This window comes from Bacillus sp. BSL6 (assembly GCF_052928345.1).
The window spans coordinates 51,505-69,585 of sequence record NZ_JAVGCW010000005.1 but is presented as its reverse complement, the minus strand read 5'-3'; the positions used below and the strand labels follow the sequence as shown (position 1 = coordinate 69,585).

At 37.9% G+C, this 18,081-nt stretch carries 16 protein-coding genes; 15 read left to right on the top strand and 1 reads right to left on the bottom strand.

The window, feature by feature from the left end:
• Positions 1–33: 33 nt before the first annotated feature.
• Complete coding sequence (locus RCJ96_RS17110; RefSeq protein ID WP_242303678.1) at positions 34–1,890, top strand: alpha/beta fold hydrolase; 1,857 nt, start codon at positions 34–36, stop codon at positions 1,888–1,890.
• Positions 1,891–1,984: 94 nt separating this feature from the next.
• Here RCJ96_RS17110 and RCJ96_RS17105 read toward each other — a convergent pair whose 3' ends face one another.
• Entirely contained in the window at positions 1,985–2,530 is a 546-nt protein-coding gene (locus tag RCJ96_RS17105) for a dihydrofolate reductase family protein (RefSeq protein WP_029438886.1), read from the bottom strand.
• Between the two features lie 347 nt (positions 2,531–2,877).
• Here RCJ96_RS17105 and RCJ96_RS17100 point away from each other — a divergent pair, with 347 nt between their 5' ends.
• The 14 genes from RCJ96_RS17100 to RCJ96_RS17035 all read left to right on the top strand — a co-directional run bounded on the left by RCJ96_RS17100 (position 2,878) and on the right by RCJ96_RS17035 (position 17,926).
• Positions 2,878–3,387, top strand: a complete 510-nt coding sequence (locus RCJ96_RS17100; RefSeq protein ID WP_416504072.1) for a DinB family protein — start codon at positions 2,878–2,880, stop codon at positions 3,385–3,387.
• Between the two features lie 514 nt (positions 3,388–3,901).
• The gene (arsR, locus tag RCJ96_RS17095; RefSeq protein WP_002163599.1) at positions 3,902–4,207 is read left to right on the top strand and encodes an arsenical resistance operon transcriptional regulator ArsR; all 306 of its coding nucleotides are present in this window, start codon (positions 3,902–3,904) and stop codon (positions 4,205–4,207) included.
• A gap of 60 nt (positions 4,208–4,267) precedes the next feature.
• The gene (locus RCJ96_RS17090; RefSeq protein ID WP_074608315.1) at positions 4,268–4,705 is read left to right on the top strand and encodes an ArsI/CadI family heavy metal resistance metalloenzyme; all 438 of its coding nucleotides are present in this window, start codon (positions 4,268–4,270) and stop codon (positions 4,703–4,705) included.
• An 18-nt stretch (positions 4,706–4,723) separates the two neighbouring features.
• Complete coding sequence (gene arsB, locus RCJ96_RS17085) at positions 4,724–5,764, top strand: ACR3 family arsenite efflux transporter (RefSeq protein ID WP_416504073.1); 1,041 nt, start codon at positions 4,724–4,726, stop codon at positions 5,762–5,764.
• 27 nt (positions 5,765–5,791) lie between these two features.
• Complete coding sequence (gene arsC, locus RCJ96_RS17080; protein ID WP_074608319.1) at positions 5,792–6,196, top strand: arsenate reductase (thioredoxin); 405 nt, start codon at positions 5,792–5,794, stop codon at positions 6,194–6,196.
• A 324-nt stretch (positions 6,197–6,520) separates the two neighbouring features.
• Positions 6,521–7,531 (top strand): LacI family DNA-binding transcriptional regulator, encoded by a 1,011-nt coding sequence (locus tag RCJ96_RS17075; RefSeq protein WP_074608321.1) that lies wholly within the window; start codon positions 6,521–6,523, stop codon positions 7,529–7,531.
• A gap of 41 nt (positions 7,532–7,572) precedes the next feature.
• Positions 7,573–8,004 (top strand): L-fucose mutarotase, encoded by a 432-nt coding sequence (gene fucU / locus RCJ96_RS17070; protein WP_000911706.1) that lies wholly within the window; start codon positions 7,573–7,575, stop codon positions 8,002–8,004.
• A gap of 59 nt (positions 8,005–8,063) precedes the next feature.
• On the top strand, positions 8,064–9,569 hold the full coding sequence (locus RCJ96_RS17065; RefSeq protein WP_242303680.1) for a sugar ABC transporter ATP-binding protein: 1,506 nt from the start codon (positions 8,064–8,066) through the stop codon (positions 9,567–9,569).
• Positions 9,570–9,603: 34 nt separating this feature from the next.
• Positions 9,604–10,608 (top strand): ABC transporter permease, encoded by a 1,005-nt coding sequence (locus RCJ96_RS17060; RefSeq protein ID WP_080493734.1) that lies wholly within the window; start codon positions 9,604–9,606, stop codon positions 10,606–10,608.
• 47 nt (positions 10,609–10,655) lie between these two features.
• Positions 10,656–11,651: a substrate-binding domain-containing protein gene (locus tag RCJ96_RS17055; protein ID WP_446699822.1), complete on the top strand. Its 996-nt coding sequence runs from the start codon at positions 10,656–10,658 to the stop codon at positions 11,649–11,651.
• Between the two features lie 53 nt (positions 11,652–11,704).
• On the top strand, positions 11,705–12,355 hold the full coding sequence (locus tag RCJ96_RS17050; protein ID WP_000953728.1) for a class II aldolase/adducin family protein: 651 nt from the start codon (positions 11,705–11,707) through the stop codon (positions 12,353–12,355).
• 28 nt (positions 12,356–12,383) lie between these two features.
• The gene (locus RCJ96_RS17045) at positions 12,384–13,877 is read left to right on the top strand and encodes a rhamnulokinase (RefSeq protein ID WP_416504074.1); all 1,494 of its coding nucleotides are present in this window, start codon (positions 12,384–12,386) and stop codon (positions 13,875–13,877) included.
• Position 13,878: 1 nt separating this feature from the next.
• Positions 13,879–15,669 carry an L-fucose isomerase gene (locus RCJ96_RS17040; protein ID WP_074608327.1) on the top strand — a complete coding sequence of 597 codons (1,791 nt, stop codon included), beginning with the start codon at positions 13,879–13,881 and terminating at the stop codon, positions 15,667–15,669.
• Between the two features lie 187 nt (positions 15,670–15,856).
• Positions 15,857–17,926 carry a bifunctional aldolase/short-chain dehydrogenase gene (locus RCJ96_RS17035; RefSeq protein WP_416504075.1) on the top strand — a complete coding sequence of 690 codons (2,070 nt, stop codon included), beginning with the start codon at positions 15,857–15,859 and terminating at the stop codon, positions 17,924–17,926.
• The last annotated feature ends 155 nt before the right edge of the window (positions 17,927–18,081 follow it).

The following is an 18,081-nucleotide window of genomic DNA, read 5'->3' as shown; positions in this document are numbered from 1 at the left end:
TAGTACTAAATAGTACTAAAAAGGGGATCTTATATGAGAACAGTATTTTTAACTGGTGGAACAGGCTTTATTGGAAAGCAATTAGTGAAAGAATTAGCCAAAGAGGATGTTAAAATTCTTCTTTTAGTGAGGTCGAAAAGTAAAGCAATACGCATTTTTCAAGAAAGAGGCATCTTAAAAAAGGAAGTTATGCACTTTATTGAAGGTGATTTGACGAAAATAGATTTAGGTCTAAGTGCTGAAGATAAGGAGAGGGTATTGAAAACGGATGTGATTATTCACGCAGGAGGCCCCATGGATATTCAAGCGACAAGTAAAGAGGCAGCTTCCGTATTTTTAAATGGCGCCAAACATATTAGTGAATTAGCTAAAAGTATTCATCAATTGAAGGGCTTGCAACAATTTATTCATGTTGTAGGTTATATGAGTCCCTTTGATGATAAAAATAGCAAGATTGCAATTGATGTGTTTCAAGAAGGAAACAATTATTTGAAAATAAAAAATCCATATGAGAGAACAAAATTTTTAGCAGATCTTTATATCCGTCAGCAGGCATCAGCAGTAGGTTATCCGCTTTCTGTAATTAATCCGCCAACTGTAGTCGGTAGTAGTAAAACAGGGAGTACAGAGCAGATAGCAGGATTAGGTTTGCTTGTGATGAGTATGCGAAGAGGGCTCATGCCAGTGATTCCTGGAGGTAAGGGATATAGGTTACCACTTATTTCAAACGATGAGCTTGCGAAGTTTATTGTGCAGGTTTTCAGATTGGAGCAACCGACTATTCAAACATATACACTTGTTGAAGACAAACAGCACGATCAAAACATTGCTGAATTATTAAGTATTATGTCGGAAAGTATGAATATGAGGGCACCAAAAATCTCTGTTCCAATGCCATTTATGAAAGCAATTATGAATAGTGGAGGAAGTAAAATAACAAAAATTCCTTCTGATGGACTGAATTTTATTACAAAACAAAAATTTTCAAATGTTTCAGCGAAAAAAATTATGGGAGGAGATTGGTTTAAGAAGACGAGTGTAATGAAATTTTTCCCTGCCATAGTAGCTGATCTGGATTATCGAATGATGTATCAAAATGGCCGGCATAATCATTTATTTAAACGAACATTATGCGATAACACTACCCTTTACCAATTACAAGGAGAGGGTAAACCGTTTATTTTATTACATGGTTTATTGAGTGATGGAGAGGATTTATTTCCTTTAGCACAAGTGCTTCATGAAAAAACTGGTCAACCTGTATGGATTTTGGATCTTCCAGGTTTGGGACGTTCTCCTTTTAAACGAGAGAAAAATCTTCTAGATATCTATTTGAATGTAGTGAAAAAGTTATTGGAGAAAGCTACGAATGGTGCACATCTAATTGGACATTCATTCGGTGCGTTTCTTCTTCTGGAAGCATTGGTACAAGAGTACATAGATAAGAAGTATGCAATCACTTTACTTCAGCCACCTGTTGCTAAAAAAAATGCTAAATTGCTAAATGTTCCTCAATTTATGAACAAATGGACATTAAAATTAGCAACTACTAATTTGATAAGGAGTTATTTATTAAGTAATGGTTTGTTTGAAAGTACGGAGAGCATCCCTGAACATTATATTGAAAAAATAAGTAAAAGTTTTACTTCTCTTAGAATTTTAAATACTACGGTTCAGCTTAACAGTTTACTACTGAAAAACGATCAAGGTGATTTCAATGAAGTAACAAAGTATAATCTTCACATTATTTGGGGGGATTATGACAGAGCCTATTCTGCTCCATCGCATCTTGGTAAGGTTGATTTTGTTCCATATGGTCATCATTTTCCTCTTAGCCATCCGAGTGAAACGGCAACATTAGTAATAAAAAATAGTAATACTAGCAGATGAGAGTGCGGGATAAATTAATATATGTATTATCTTATGAAAAAACTCAACAGGATTTATTCTGATGAGTTTTTTTGTTTATTTCATTTATCAATAATTATTCTTTTTTCTCCGGCTGATAGGAAAGAATAACGACACCTGAACTGGTCGTTCTTGTTTCTATAAGTTTTAATGCTTTTGTATCGTTCTGGTCTTTAAAGAGACGCTTTCCGCTCCCTACAATAACGGGATTGACTATAAAGTGATATTCATCAATGAGGTCATGTTGCATTAATGTTTGTGTAAGCTCACTGCTGCCATAGATTAAAAGGTTCTGACCGGGCTGTTCCTTCAGTTTCGATATTTCTTCTACAATATTACCCTTGATAAGATTTGCATTCCATTCGGTTTTTTCCAAAGTTGTTGAAGCGACAAATTTAGGCATGCTGTTCATCTTATCAGCAAAACCTTCTTCATCAGTCATAGAAGGCCAGGCAGCTGCAAAACCTTGATAGGTTACTCGCCCTAGTAGAAGAGCTTCACTTTCAAACAGTAAATTAGATTGAAACTTTGCTACTTCTTCATTGAAATATGGAGCAGTCCAAGCTGGTTCCTCCATGACACCATCTAGTGAGAGGTACATCGATACAATTATTTGTCCCATTTTGTTCTCCTTTAGTTTTAAATTGAGATTTTTACATATTGGTAACACAATTATTAATTCTTCAGTTAGAGAAATTCTCCTTTTTTAATAATTTCGACAAAATGTATTTATGTATGTTTCGGAATAACTCAATATATATTAATAACTTCGAAATATTGTATAACAGATAATTTTTATGCATCATTGATTAGCATTGCTTATTGTGCTAACGAATCAGGATAGTGTGGCGACCGACTAAATAGTTGCTTATCCTCAATTATTAGAAGGGAAGTTCTATCATTTCGCGAATTAATTAGACATAGACGAGTGCTATAATTTTCTATATATACATAAAGAGGTGACTACGCATGAATCAAAGACCGTCAGAAGAAGAATACGCTGGGAGCTCCGGCGAATATATCCGTTTGGTGCCAGACGGTAACATCATCGACATTCTGCTCGCTCAGGAAAAGCAAATGACCGAACTCCTGGCATCGTTGACCGAAAGCCAGGCCGCATATCGGTATGCGGAAGGAAAATGGACACTGAAAGAAGTTGTGGGCCACATTACAGACGCGGAACGCGTCATGACCTACCGCCTGCTCCGGTTCGCAAGAGGGGACCAGACGCCTTTGACCGGTTTCGATCAGGAATTATTCATACCTCCTTTCGGAAGCTGGACAACCGCGCAATTGGCCAAAGACTACCGGGCCGTACGGCAATCAACGATTACATTGCTGCGCGGGCTACCAGCGGAGGCGTGGATCCGCAAGGGCACAGCCAACAACCTAAGCATTACGGCGCGCGCCCTCGCGTACAGCATTGCAGGACACGAGCTTCATCACATGGGGGTTATCCGAAACCGGTACTTGAGTTAATCGTCTGCTGAGGCCTTTGGAATGGAACTAACACCACTCATACAACCTTAGATACCGTTCTTATTAGGGTCCCGCCCCACAACCATCAACTTAAGGATTTAGACTATTTTTGAAATAAAAAGCACGTTACTATTCTCTTATGTTAATGAGAAAGGGTAACGTGCTTTTTATGAATATGCACCAAAAACAAGAGTTATATCGATTTTTCTCATTTTGGGGTATTTGTTTTTCTTAGATTGAGGGTGACGGGGCACTACTCTATAATGATCAAATTAAAATTAAAAATAGTTATAGAGACTCCATTTCTCGGAAATGTTGTAACTATTAAGTTGTAAAAAGAACCATAGTTTTTCATTTTTGAAAAGGCTATGGTCTTTTTTAGTTGTAGCAAAGTGATGATGCGAGGAAGTTTTTTTGATTAATCAAAAAAACTTGATTAATTAGTTGCATAAAGAACTAAACAGTGTATATACTATAAACATCAAAAAAAGTTGATGAAGGGAAGTGAACCACAGTGGTACAAGATTTTCAGCTCTATGAGAAAAAGTTTAAAGCGTTGGCGGATCAGAAACGTCTAGAAATCATGTATGAACTTTGTCAGCGAGGCCAGACGTGTGTATGTGATTTAACAGAGATTTTTGAAATGACACAATCTAAGTTGTCCTATCATTTAAAGATTTTATTAGATGCAGGTTTAATTGTAAAAGAAACAAAAGGTACGTGGAGTTATTATGATTTAAATGATGCGGAAGTGAATAATTTATTATCAGAAGAATTGTGCTGTATCTTTAGAAAAACAGGGAAAGGTAGTTGCTGTTAAAATTTTGAGCTATTAATCAAAAAAAATTGATTAATGATTTATAAAGAGGAGGAATAAGGTATGAGATATGTTCACGTTGGTATAAACGTTACGAATTTAGAGAAGTCTATTGAATTTTATGAAAAGGTATTTGGTGTATCACCAGTTAAAGTGAAAACAGATTATGCAAAATTTTTATTAGAGACGCCAGGACTTAATTTCACGCTGAACGTGCGAGATGAAGTGAAGGGAAATCAGGTAAATCATTTTGGTTTCCAAGTGGATACAGCTGAAGAAATTACATTGCATAAAGAACGATTAGAAAAAGAAGGTTTCTTCGCGCGTGATGAGATGGATACGACTTGTTGCTATGCGGTTCAAGATAAGTTTTGGGTAACAGACCCTGATGGGAATGAGTGGGAGTTCTTTTATACGAAAGCACATAGTGATGTTCACAAAATAGAAGATCCATCTTGTTGCACGACTTCTAACGTAGTAGAAAAAAATTCTTGTTGTTAATAGGAGATGGAAAATAAAATGAAACGTTTATCTTTTCTAGACCGATATTTAACACTATGGATTTTTCTAGCGATGGCGGTTGGGATTGGTTTAGGATTTGTGTTTCCTAGTGTAGTAGACGGACTGAATACATTACAAGTGGGAACAACGTCTATCCCGCTTGCTGTTGGTTTAATTGTAATGATGTATCCACCATTAGCGAAAGTTCGCTATGAGGAAATGGGCCGTGTATTTAAAGATGTAAAAGTGTTAGTTCTATCTTTAGTACAAAACTGGATTATTGGACCTGTACTTATGTTTGTTTTAGCAATTATTTTTCTTCCAGATAAGCCAGAGTACATGGTTGGTCTCATTATGATTGGATTAGCACGTTGCATTGCAATGGTCATTGTTTGGAACGATCTTGCTGATGGGGATAAAGAGTATGCGGCAGGTTTAGTGGCTTTTAATTCGGTATTTCAAATGTTATTCTTCTCCATTTATGCATACGTGTTTGTAACGGTAATTCCAGAATGGTTAGGAATTGAAGGTGCTATTGTCGATATTACAATGATAGAAGTAGCAAAATCAGTATGTATCTACTTAGGAATTCCTTTTATAGCAGGTATGTTGACGCGCTTTGTACTCGTTAAGTTAAAAGGAAGACAGTGGTATGAAAAGGTGTTTATACCTAAGATTAGTCCACTTACATTAATTGCATTACTATTTACGATCATCGTTATGTTCTCTTTAAAAGGAGAGATGATTGTTAGCGTGCCACTAGATGTAGTAAGAATAGCGATTCCGTTATTAATCTATTTTATTGTCATGTTTTTTGTTTCTTTCTTTATGGGAAGAAAAATTGGTGCAAACTATCCGGTAATAACAACGTTAGCATTTACAGCAGGTAGCAATAATTTCGAGTTAGCGATTGCTGTAGCAGTTGGTGTATTTGGTATTCATTCGGGCGCAGCATTTGCAGCTGTTATCGGTCCTTTAGTTGAAGTACCTGTCATGATTGCACTTGTAAACGTTGCTTTTTGGTTTAAACGTAAATATTTTAATGATCAATCAGTCTAAATTTAAAAATAAAGGTGGAAAAACAACATGGAGAACAAAAAGACAATCTACTTTTTATGTACAGGAAATTCATGCCGAAGCCAAATGGCAGAAGCATGGGGCAAACAATATTTAGGAGATAAGTGGAATGTATATTCTGCAGGAATCGAAGCACATGGAGTAAATCCAAACGCAATTAAAGCAATGAACGAAGTAAATATTGACATAACAAATCAAACATCAGATATAATTGATGCAAATATTTTAAATCGTGCTGATTTAGTCGTTACGCTTTGTAGTCATGCGGATGCTGTATGCCCATCTACTCCGCCGGATGTGAATCGTGTTCATTGGGGATTTGATGATCCAGCAGGAAAAGAATGGTCTGAATTTCAACGTGTTCGCGATGAAATTGGTGAACGTATAAAACGATTTTCTGAAATAGGGGAGTAGTAAATAAAGGAAAGAGCCAACTCAATCGAGTAGGCTCTTTTTTTATGTGCTATGAAACTTCAAAATAGAACAATATTGCGTTAGCGGAATGTGTAATAAACGCCTATCTAATCACGAAAAAACGAGTCCATTCACGTTTTTCAGGTTATCTGATGAATAGGTGTATTTTTGTGAAAAAAATGTTTATAAAAAGCCTTGAAATATTCTGAAAATTAAATTATTATTATCCATGTAAACTACTAAGTAATCGTTTACATGGATGAAATAAGGGTTTAAACAAAACTGAAGTAAACGATTTCTTGAAAACTAAGAAAGAGTGATGAAATGGCAAAGTCTACAATTAAAGATGTTGCAATGGAAGCGAATGTGTCTACAGCTACAGTATCTCGAGTGTTAAACGAAAGTGGATTTGTAAGTGACGACATTAAAGATCGTGTTCATTTAGCTGTGAAAAAATTGAATTATCAACCAAATGCGATTGCTAGAAGTTTAAAGCAAGATAAAACATACACGATTGGTGTTGTGATTCCGGATATCACAAATCATTATTACATGACAATTTCAAAGGCGATTGAAGATATTGTGCAGCAAAAGGGCTATAACCTTATTTTCTGTAGCAGTCATGAAAATCCTAAAAAAGAGGATAAATTATTGCAACTATTAGTGGAACAGCGGGTGGATGCGATTGTATTGGCTACTGCTGGAGGTTGTGAAGAAAGAGTAAGAAGTATTCATCAAGCTGGTGTACCAATCGTTTTAGTTGATCGGACTGTTGAGATTGGAGATTCAAAATTAGATTCGGTTGTAGAAAGTAATTTTGAAAGTGCTTATAAATTAACGAGCTATCTTTTACAACAGGGGCATCGATCGATTGGTCTTGTAAATGGATTGTTAAACGTTAGTACAGGTAAAGAGCGCTATGAAGGATTTCAGAAAGCTTTAGAAGAGTTTGGGATTCAAGAAGATGAAAACTATACGTTTAATAGCACTTTCACAAGAGAAGGTGGTATGAAAGCGGTTGATTATTTTCTGAATTTCACTGAGAAACCGTCAGCTATTCTATCTTTGAACAATGAAATGGCATTTGGTGTTCTTCTTGAATTAACGAGGAGGGGTTACTCTGTACCAGAGGACATTGTGATTGCTTCTTTTGGTGATGTGGAAGCAGCACAATTATTACGAGCGCCTGGGATTATATCAGTCGCTCACAAACCATATGAAATGGGAGAAAGGGTAGGTGATATATTATTGAAACGTTTAAATAATGAAGAAGGTCCCTTTCATGAAATATTTACACCAAAGTTATTAATAGATGCACAAAGTGTAAGTAGTTGAAACGTATTTTCGTTAAGTTAAAAATCGGAAGGGAGATAGAAATGCTAAAAGGAATACCGAAAATAATTAGTCCAGATTTAATGAAAGTTCTTTTAGAAATGGGGCATGGGGATGAGATTGTTTTAGCGGATGGCAATTTCCCCGCTGCCTCTTGCGGGACGAAGCTCATTCGATGTGAAGGTCATGGGGTTCTTGAAGTATTACAGGCAATTTTGCAATTCTTTCCACTCGATACGTATAGTAATCATTCTGTTTCGTTAATGAAGGTTGTAAAGGGGGATCATGTATCCCCCTCCATTTGGGAAACGTATGATGCGACAATTAAAAAATATGATACTCATTTTGATGGGTTTGAGATGATTGACCGCTTTGCATTTTATGAGAGGGCAAAGAAGGCGTATGCAATTGTTGCAACGAGTGAAAGTGCTCTCTATGCCAATATGATTTTAAAAAAGGGCGTGGTTACGGATTAACGCATTATGAAACTAATATAGTATTTGAATAAAAAATTGATAGGGTAGTAGGTGATAGGATGAGTGAATTGCTACTGAAAATGGATGGAATTAGTAAAGCGTTCCCTGGAGTGCAAGCGCTTTCTAATGTGCGGTTTGAATTGAAAAAAGGCGAAGTTCACGCACTTTTGGGAGAGAATGGAGCCGGAAAATCTACATTAATGAAAATTTTAACAGGGATTTATCAAAGGGATACTGGAACGATTGCATACGAAGGAAGAGAAATCGAGGTTCCCGATACAAAAGCAGCACAAAGACTTGGAATCAGTATAATCCATCAGGAACTTAATTTAGCTCCGCATTTAACAGTTGCCCAAAATATTTTTATTGGAAGAGAACCTAAAGGGCTATTTAATCTTTTTTTGGATGAAAAAGAACTAAATAACAGAGCAAAAAAACTATTTGAAAGGTTAAACATTCATCTAGACCCAAGAGAATTGGTAGGCAATTTAACAGTTGCGAAACAACAAATGGTAGAAATCTCTAAAGCTCTTTCTTTTGATTCAAAAGTATTGATTATGGATGAGCCAACAGCAGCTTTAACGGATACTGAAATCGATGCATTATTTGTGATGATTCGGAAATTACGGGAGGACGGTGTAGGAATTGTTTATATTTCTCACCGTATGGAAGAGCTAAAGAAAATTACGGACCGTGTATCGATTATGCGAGACGGTACATATGTAGGAACGATGCATACAAAGGATGCAACGATTGAACAAATTATCTCGATGATGGTTGGACGGAAAATTGATAACAATCAAAAACCAGAAATGAAAGAGAGATCGAGAGAAAAGGTGTTTGAAGTAAAAAATTTAAAGAGAGGGAAAACGATAAAGGATGTAAGTTTTGAACTGTATAAAGGGGAAATCGTTGGCTTTGCTGGATTGATGGGAGCTGGAAGAACAGAAGTAGCCCGTGCTATATTTGGGGCAGACCCACTAGATTCAGGGGAGATTTTTATTAAAGGAAAAAGACAGAATATTAAAAATCCTTCTGATGCAGTGCAACATGGGATTGGATATTTATCTGAGGATCGAAAACAGTTTGGCCTTTTAGTTGGGATGGATGTAAAAACAAATATTGCAATGGCATCGATGAAAGATTATGTGAAACCTTTCGGCTGGATGCATGTATCGAAAGTGGATCAACAATCTGAGGAATTAATTAAGAGGTTAAAAATAAAAACACCATCAGGTAATCAATTAGTGAAAAATCTTTCAGGAGGGAATCAGCAAAAAGTTGTTATAGGAAAGTGGTTGACTAGAGATTCAGATATCTTAATCTTTGATGAGCCTACTCGCGGGATTGATATTGGGGCAAAAGACGAAATTTATAAGTTACTACATGATTTAGCACAGCAAGGAAAATCTATTATTCTGATTTCTTCGGAACTTCCTGAAATTTTAAGAATCAGTCACCGTGTCATTGTCATGTGTGAAGGCAAAATAACAGGAGAATTGAAAAATGATGAAAAAGCATCGCAAGAAGCGATTATGACTCTTGCAACAAAACGTATTATGTAATGGATACTAACGGATGATAAAGGAGTGAACAAGAATGGAAATACAAAAGGTAGTCGAACTTCCAGTTGAAGGGAAGATGAGTAAAGGGATGAATACAAATGCTCTTCAGCAGCTTCTAGCATTTGCAAGTTTAATTGTACTTGTTGTCATTTTTTCAATTGCTTCAGCTAACTTTTTGCAATTTGATAATATTATAGGCATCTTTTTATCAACAGCTGTTACAGGCATCCTTGCTTTAGGGGCAACGATGATTATCGTTACAAGTGGAATTGATTTATCCTGTGGAACCGTACTAACCTTGTCTTCGGTTATGACAGGCGTGTTTGCTGTCAACTTAGGTTTACCAGTTTGGGTAGCTGTACTCGGAGGTATTTTAATAGGTGCCGTAGTAGGTTTAATTTCTGGAGCTGCAATTGCAAAATTGAAGATTCCTCCATTTATTGCAACGTTAGCGATGATGATGATCGCGAAAGGATTGGCACTTGTTATTTCGAAAGCCACTCCAATTTATTTCACTTCTATACCAAGCTTTAACAAAATTGCGATGGGTTCTATTATCCCTGGCTTTGCAATTCCGAATGCTGTTTTCATCTTTTTTGGAATGGCTATTTTCGCAAGCTTAATTTTAAATAAAACGATTATCGGAAGGTATACATTTGCACTAGGAAGCAATGAAGAAGCAACTAGGCTTTCAGGAGTGAATGTTGATAAGTGGAAAATCATTATCTACATGCTTGCAGGTGTTTTTACTGGTGTTGCAGGGATCATAATGGCATCTCGTCTAAATTCTGCCCAGCCAGCTTTAGGAGCGGGATATGAATTGGAAGCAATCGCAGCAGTCGTTATCGGAGGAACTTCTTTAAGTGGTGGTAAAGGAACAATTCTTGGTACTGTTATCGGTGCATTAATTATGAGTGTGTTAACAAATGGTCTTCAAATCCTTTCTGTACCGCAAGAGTGGCAAACAGTAGTTGTTGGAGCGGTTATCTTATTGGCAGTTTACGCAGATGTGTTACGAAACAAAAAAGCAAAGAATTAACTGCGATACTGTTTTTAAAATAAAACAATATATAGGAGGAGTTTTGGATGAAAAAAGCAACAAAGGGCATCGTTTTATCATCAATTCTCGCAATCTCAATGTTTATGGGAGCGTGTTCTTCAAATAATGCAAGCACGGGAAGTAAGGATAGTGATGCTCCTGCAAAAGATGACGGCAAGCGCTATGTTGCGATTATTTCAAAAGGTTTCCAGCATCAGTTTTGGCAGGCAGTTAAAAAAGGGGCTGAGCAAGCAGCAGATGAGTATAAGGTGAATATTACATTTGTAGGTCCTGAAACGGAAGCGCAGGTGGATAAACAAGTTGAAATGCTCCGTAGCACACTTGATAAAAAACCAGATGCGATTGGGTTTGCGGCATTAGACTCTAAGGCAGCTCTTCCTTTATTAGAACAAGCAAAAAACAAAAAAATCCCTGTTGTCGCATTTGACTCAGGTGTTGAGGGAGATATACCTGTAGCAACAGCAGCAACAGATAATAAAGCGGCGGCAGCTCTTGCAGCTGAGAAAATGGCTGGATTAATTGGTGAAAAAGGAGAAGTAGCAGTAGTTGCTCACGACCAGACAAGTAAAACAGGTGTTGAACGTCGAGATGGCTTTGTAAATACACTCAAATCAAAGTATCCGAACATTAAACTTGTCGATATTCAATATGGTAGTGGCGATCAATTAAAATCGACTGACGCTGCTAAGGCAATTATGCAAGCGCACCCAAATGTAAAAGGTATTTTCGGTACAAATGAAGGTTCTGCGATAGGGGTAGTAAATGCTGTTAAAGAATTGAACAAAAAGAGTGTATTAGTAGTTGGCTTTGACTCTGGAAAACTACAAATTGATGCGATTAAGAGCGGAGTAATGGCAGGTGCGATTACGCAAAATCCAATTGGAATTGGTTATGAAACTGTTAAAGCAGCTGTTGAGAACCTAGATGGGAAACAAGTATCCAAAACAATTGACACTGGTTTCTATTGGTACGATAAAAAGAACATTGATGATCCAAAGATTAAGGAAGTCCTATATCAATAAAATCTAAAACGAAACTAGCGGTGCAAATAAGAGAGAAACTGAGGTGCATACTATTGCTGAGTGTAATAAATGATTTGAAATTATATGCAAATAAGATTGTCCAAACGGGTCTTGTAGTAGGAGCAGGTGGAAATTTAAGTATGAGAGACGGAAATATGATGTATATCTCTCCTAGCGGTTTTGATTTGCAAGAGATAGAAGACCACGAGTGGGTACGTGTCAATATTGAAACTGGTGAGATATTGGATGATTTAAAACCATCTTCTGAAATATTAATGCATCTGGAATGTTTTCGTAAACGTCCTGATATAACAGCTGTTTTACATGCTCATCCAAGTTATTCGGTAGGTGTATCATGTACTGGTCATACCATTCCGAGTCTATTCCCAGATTTTCCAGCAATGATCAAAAGCGTATCTTATCTTGAATATATGATTCCGACTACAGAAGTATTGGCTAACGCTGTATCAAATGTGATTGAAGAAAATGATGTAGTCGTAATGAGGAATCATGGAGTACTTACGGTTGGTAAAACAATGAAAGAAGCATATTTTCTAATGCAAATTCTAGAAGAAGCGGCCAAAGTATATACGATTGCATCGACGGTGGGCGTGCCAAGAATTTTGACAGAGGAAGAATGTCACGAATTAAGAAATCTATCTTCTGAGAAATATAGATTACAACTATTAAAAGATGCGGAGTAATTGAAGTGTTTCCGAGGGGTGTGAAGGAATGGAAAAAGTTTGGGCTTTTGATTTAGGTGCATCTAATGGGCGTTTAATGGTAAGTGGATTTGATGGGAAACGCCTTTATCTTGAAGAAGTTCACCGGTTCTCCAATCGCCCTATTTACGCAACTGGTCATTACTATTGGGATATTTTAAGGATCTTCCAAGAAATGAAGAATGGAATAGGGAAAAGTATTCAAAACGGTCATAAGTCGATCGAAAGTTTATCTATCGATACGTGGGGCGTTGATTTCGGACTTCTTTCTGCAACAGGAGAATTGCTTAGCAATCCTTATTCTTATAGAGATCCGCATACAAATGATAGTTTAAAAGAAATCACGGAAGTCATTCCGAGGGATGTTTTGTTCTCTCGAACGGGAGTCACGCCAGCAACAATTAATACGATCTGCCAGCTTTATACGATAAAAAAGAATAACCCAGATTTGATAGAAAAGGCAAAAACTCTATTATTAACACCAAACTTATTGAGTTATTTATTTTCCGGCGAAAAGGCGAATGAATATACGATTAGTACAACGACATCATTATTTCACATTCATGAGCATAATTGGGATACCGCCCTTATGACTAAGTTAAAGCTACCTAAAGAAATCATGGGAAATATTGTGATGCCAGGAACAACTCTCGGTCCGACACTCTCTTCTATTCATAATGAATTTGGCATGAAGCCTGTTAAAGTTATTGCTGGTGCAGGACATGATACAGCCTGTGCTCTTGCCGCATTGCCTATAAAGTCAGAATATTCAGCTTTTATGAGTTGTGGTACATGGATCTTAATGGGAGTTCAAGTGAAGGATCCAGTCATTAATGAACAGGCTTTGGAATGGGGTTTTACAAATGAAGGAACGGCAGATGGAGAGTTTCGGCTACTTAAAAATATTATGGGGTTATGGCTCATGCAAGAATGTAGGGGGACTTGGGCAAAAGAAGGCAAGCTTTTTACTTACGAAGAAGAAGAAACGTTGATTCGAAATACAAAGCCATTTGCACATTCCATAGATCCAGATGATCCTTCTTTCTTCAATCCGGAAAATATGCTAAAACAAATCCGAGATTTCTGTATAAAGAGTGGTCAACAGCCGCCTGAAACGGAAGGGAGTTTCCTCCGCTGTATTTTGGAGAGTCTTTCATTCAAGTACAGATGGGTGTTAGAGAAGCTGGAAGTGTTAACTGGTAAGTCAATAGAAGTCATCCACATGGGCGGCGGTGGTATTCAGAATGATCTTTTTTGTCAATTTACCGCAAATGCGACTAACCGCCCTGTTGTAGCGGGGCCAGTTGAAGCGAGTGCGATTGGAAATTCATTATCGCAATGGATCGCGCTAGGAAAAATAAAGGATTTAAAGGAAGGTAGAGACATTGTTGAAAACTCGTTTCCTGTTAAACATTATCAACCTCAAAATCAATTAGAATGGCAGGAAGCATACGGCCGTTTTCTTGAAATAATCGATAACAATGTAGTAAGAAGGGAGCTTTAAAATGAAAACAGTTCATAATAGATTTTACAATACATTACCAAAAATCGGAATTAGACCAACGATTGATGGCAGAAGAAATGGTGTACGTGAATCTCTTGAAGATATGACGATGAATCTTGCAAAATCGGTAGCAAATCTACTAACCGAAAACTTGCGTCATTATAATGGCGAGGCAGTAGAATGTGTCATCGCTGATACATGTATTGGCGGTGTGGCGGAAGCGGCCAAAGCGGCTGAAAAATTTGCGGTAGAGGGAGTTGGTGTTTCTATTACTGTTACACCATGCTGGTGCTATGGTTCTGAAACGATGGATATGAATCCAGACATTCCAAAAGCAGTATGGGGATTTAATGGAACAGAACGTCCAGGGGCAGTGTATCTTGCAGCTGTCTTAGCTGCCCACAATCAAAAGGGTATTCCGGCTTTCGGCATATACGGGAAAGATGTGCAAGATTTAAGTGATACATCTATTCCTGAAGATGTGCAGGGAAAATTACTTCAATTTGCAAAGTCTGGTCTTGTCGTTGCTACTTTAAAAGGAAAATCGTATCTTTCGATGGGATCTGTATCTATGGGGATTGTCGGTAGTACCGTTAACCCCGAGTTTTTCCAAGATTATTTAGGAATGAGAAATGAATATATTGATATGACCGAATTTGTCAGAAGGATAGATGAAGAGATTTATGATAAGGAAGAATATGAAAGAGCTTTAAACTGGGTGAAGGAGTATTGCCCAGAAGGTCCAGATAATAATGCGGAAGAGATGCAACGATCAAGGGAGCAAAAGAATAAAGACTGGGAAACTAGCGTGAAAATGACGTTAATTGCAAGAGATCTCATGGTTGGAAATCCGAAACTAGAGGAACTTGGTTATGGTGAAGAAGCGCTAGGGCATAACGCGATTTCCGCAGGTTTCCAAGGCCAGCGTCAATGGACGGATCATTTCCCGAATGGTGATTTTATGGAGACGATTTTAAATTCCTCATTTGATTGGAACGGAATTCGCCCGCCATACATTATGGCTACTGAAAATGATAGTTTAAATGGAGTTACGATGCTATTTGGTCATTTATTAACAAATACAGCTCAAGTTTTTGCAGATGTAAGAACGTATTGGAGCCCAGAGGCAGTAGAACGCGTGACAGGACATAAACCTGAAGGATTGGCGGCAAATGGATTTATTCATATGATTAACTCCGGTTCAGCTGCACTTGATGGGACAGGACAACAAACGAAAGATGGAAAGCCTGCTATAAAACCATTTTGGGAAATTACAGAGGAAGAAGCGCAAAAATGTTTGGCAGCTACTTCCTGGCGACCAGCTTCAACAGGATATTTCCGCGGGGGCGGGTTCTCGAGCGATTTCTTAACAAAAGGAAATATGCCTGTAACAGCAGCTCGCCTCAACCTTGTGAAAGGATTAGGACCTGTTTTACAAATTGCAGAAGGCTATACGGTTGAAATACCAGAAGAGGTTCACGACGTATTGGATGGGAGAACAGATCCAACTTGGCCAACAACTTGGTTTGTGCCAAATTTAACGGGAGAAGGTGCCTTTCAAGATGTTTACACAGTAATGAATAATTGGGGTGCTAATCACTGTGTAATAAGCTACGGCCACATTGGCAGTGATTTAATTACTCTTGCTTCCATGCTCCGAATTCCTGTGAATATGCATAACGTCAAAGAAGAGGAAATCTTCAGACCGAGTGCATGGGGGATGTTCGGAACAAAAGATCCAGAAGCTGCAGATTACCGTGCCTGCCAAAACTTTGGTCCATTATATCAGTAAGTGAAAAATCCCCCTGATCGTACGTCGGGGGGTTACTATAGAGCATATTTTTTTGCATTGGAATGAAAGTGTAACAATTGTAGTGTTTAAAAAAATCGCAAGTAATAGGAAACTCTTGAACATACGGATACACACTATTTTCGTATCCGAAATAATAGAACAATAAAAAAACAACGGGGGTAAAAAGATGGTTAACAGTTTATGGAATGAAACAAAGGCATCACAATTATCGCAAGGAGTAGACGAATTAGTATATCGTTCAAATTTAATTGGAACAGACCGTGCTGTATGTAATTGGGGAGGCGGAAACACATCGGTAAAGACATTTGAAAAAGATTTCCGCGGCCGCGATATAGAAGTGATGTGGGTTAAGGGAAGTGGATCCGATTTAGCAACGATGAAAGCACAAAATTTTACAGGTTTAAGAATGGAAGACATTCGCTTATTAATGGAGCGTGAAGAAATGTCAGATGAAGAAATGGTAGAGTATTTAGCTCATTGTATGATTGACAGTAAGCATCCACGTGCATCTATCGAAACATTATTACATGCTTTTTTACCTTTTAAACATGTGGATCATACACATCCAGATGCCATTATTAGTCTTTGCTGCGCACATAATGGAAGACAAATTGCGGAGGAGATTTACGGCAATCGTTTCGTTTGGGTTCCGTATGTGCGTCCTGGATTTACGTTATCTAAAATGATTGCAGAAGGTGTGAAAAATAATCCAAATGCTGAACTCGTGTTAATGGAAAAACATGGCCTAGTCGTTTGGGGAGATACGGCGAAGGAAAGCTATGAAAGAACAATTGCAGTTATTAATGAGGCAGAACAATACATCAATGAACGAGTGAATGAAAATACTGTATTCGGAGGTGAAAAATACGAAACACTCTCAGTAGAAGAGCGTAGAAGCATTCTTGCAAAAGTAATGCCGATTATTCGCGGGGCAGTTAGCGACGAAAAGAAAATGTTATTATCTTATGATGATACAAATGAAGTACTTCAATTTGTAAACAGCCACGATGCACGAGAGCTTTCGCAAGTTGGAGCAGCTTGTCCGGATCATTTAGTTCATACAAAGCGCAGTCCTCTTTATATTGATTGGGATCCGCAAACAAAAAACGTAGACGGATTAATAGAGAGTATTAAATCTGGTGTTACAAACTTTAAAGATGAGTATAAAGCTTACTTTGAACGTAACAAATACGAAGGAGACAAAATGTTTGAATCTGCACCTCGCGTTATTTTAATTCCTGGTATCGGTATGGTGAATACCGGTAAAAATGTGGCGATGTCAAAAGTAAGTGGTGCGCTGTATCATAGGGCGATTTCGGTAATGAAAGGTGCTACAACGCTCGGACGTTTTGTTTCTTTAAATGAAAATGAATCTTACAATGTGGAGTACTGGCCGCTAGAGCTGTATAAATTATCGTTAGCACCGGCTGAAGCGGAATTTTCTCGCAAAGTTGTTTTTATTACAGGTGGTGCTGGCGGAATTGGAAGTGAAACGGGACGCTGCCTCGTTTCAGAAGGTGCGCATGTCGTGCTTGCTGACTTGAATTTTGAAGGGGCAGAAAAAGTTGCGGCTGAAATTAACGAGAAGTACGGCGAAGGTCGTGCTACTGCTGTGAAAATGGATGTAACAAAAGAAGAAGAAGTAAAGGCGGCATTTGAGCAGGCAGCTCTTACTTACGGAGGCGTTGATAGTATCGTGAATAATGCAGGACTTGCGACGTCTAGTCCATTCGATGAAACGACACTTCAAGAATGGAATTTAAATATGAACGTACTTGGAACAGGCTACTTTTTAGTGGCGCGTGAAGCGTTCAAGCAAATGAAACAGCAAGGCATTGGCGGGAATATGGTATTTGTCGGCTCGAAAAATTCTGTGTATGCCGGAAAAAATGCTTCGGCATACAGTTCTGTAAAAGCACTCGAAACGCATTTAGCGAGATGTATTGCAGCTGAAGGCGGTGAGTATGGCATACGTGTAAATTCAGTTCTTCCCGATGCGGTGTTGCAAGGGTCAGCTATTTGGGGTTCAAAGTGGCGCGAAGAACGTGCCGCAGCATATGGTATCGAACCTGATCAATTAGAGGAACATTACCGTAAACGTACAACATTATTAGTTAATATTTATTCGAGGGATATTGCTGAATCGATTGCTTTCTTTGCCTCCTCAAAGGCAGATAAAACAACGGGATGTATGATTACAGTTGATGGTGGTGTAACCGCAGCATTTACTAGATAATTATTTCGCTTGTGAAAAGGGATAAAAAGAAGTGTAATAGGCGAATACTTTGGTCTATTACACTTCCATATAAAAGAATTGCGAATTTCATTGGGAGAATAGAATAAGTCAATCTGCAGAAGGGGACATTTTACATTCGCTTTTCAAAAGGGGAT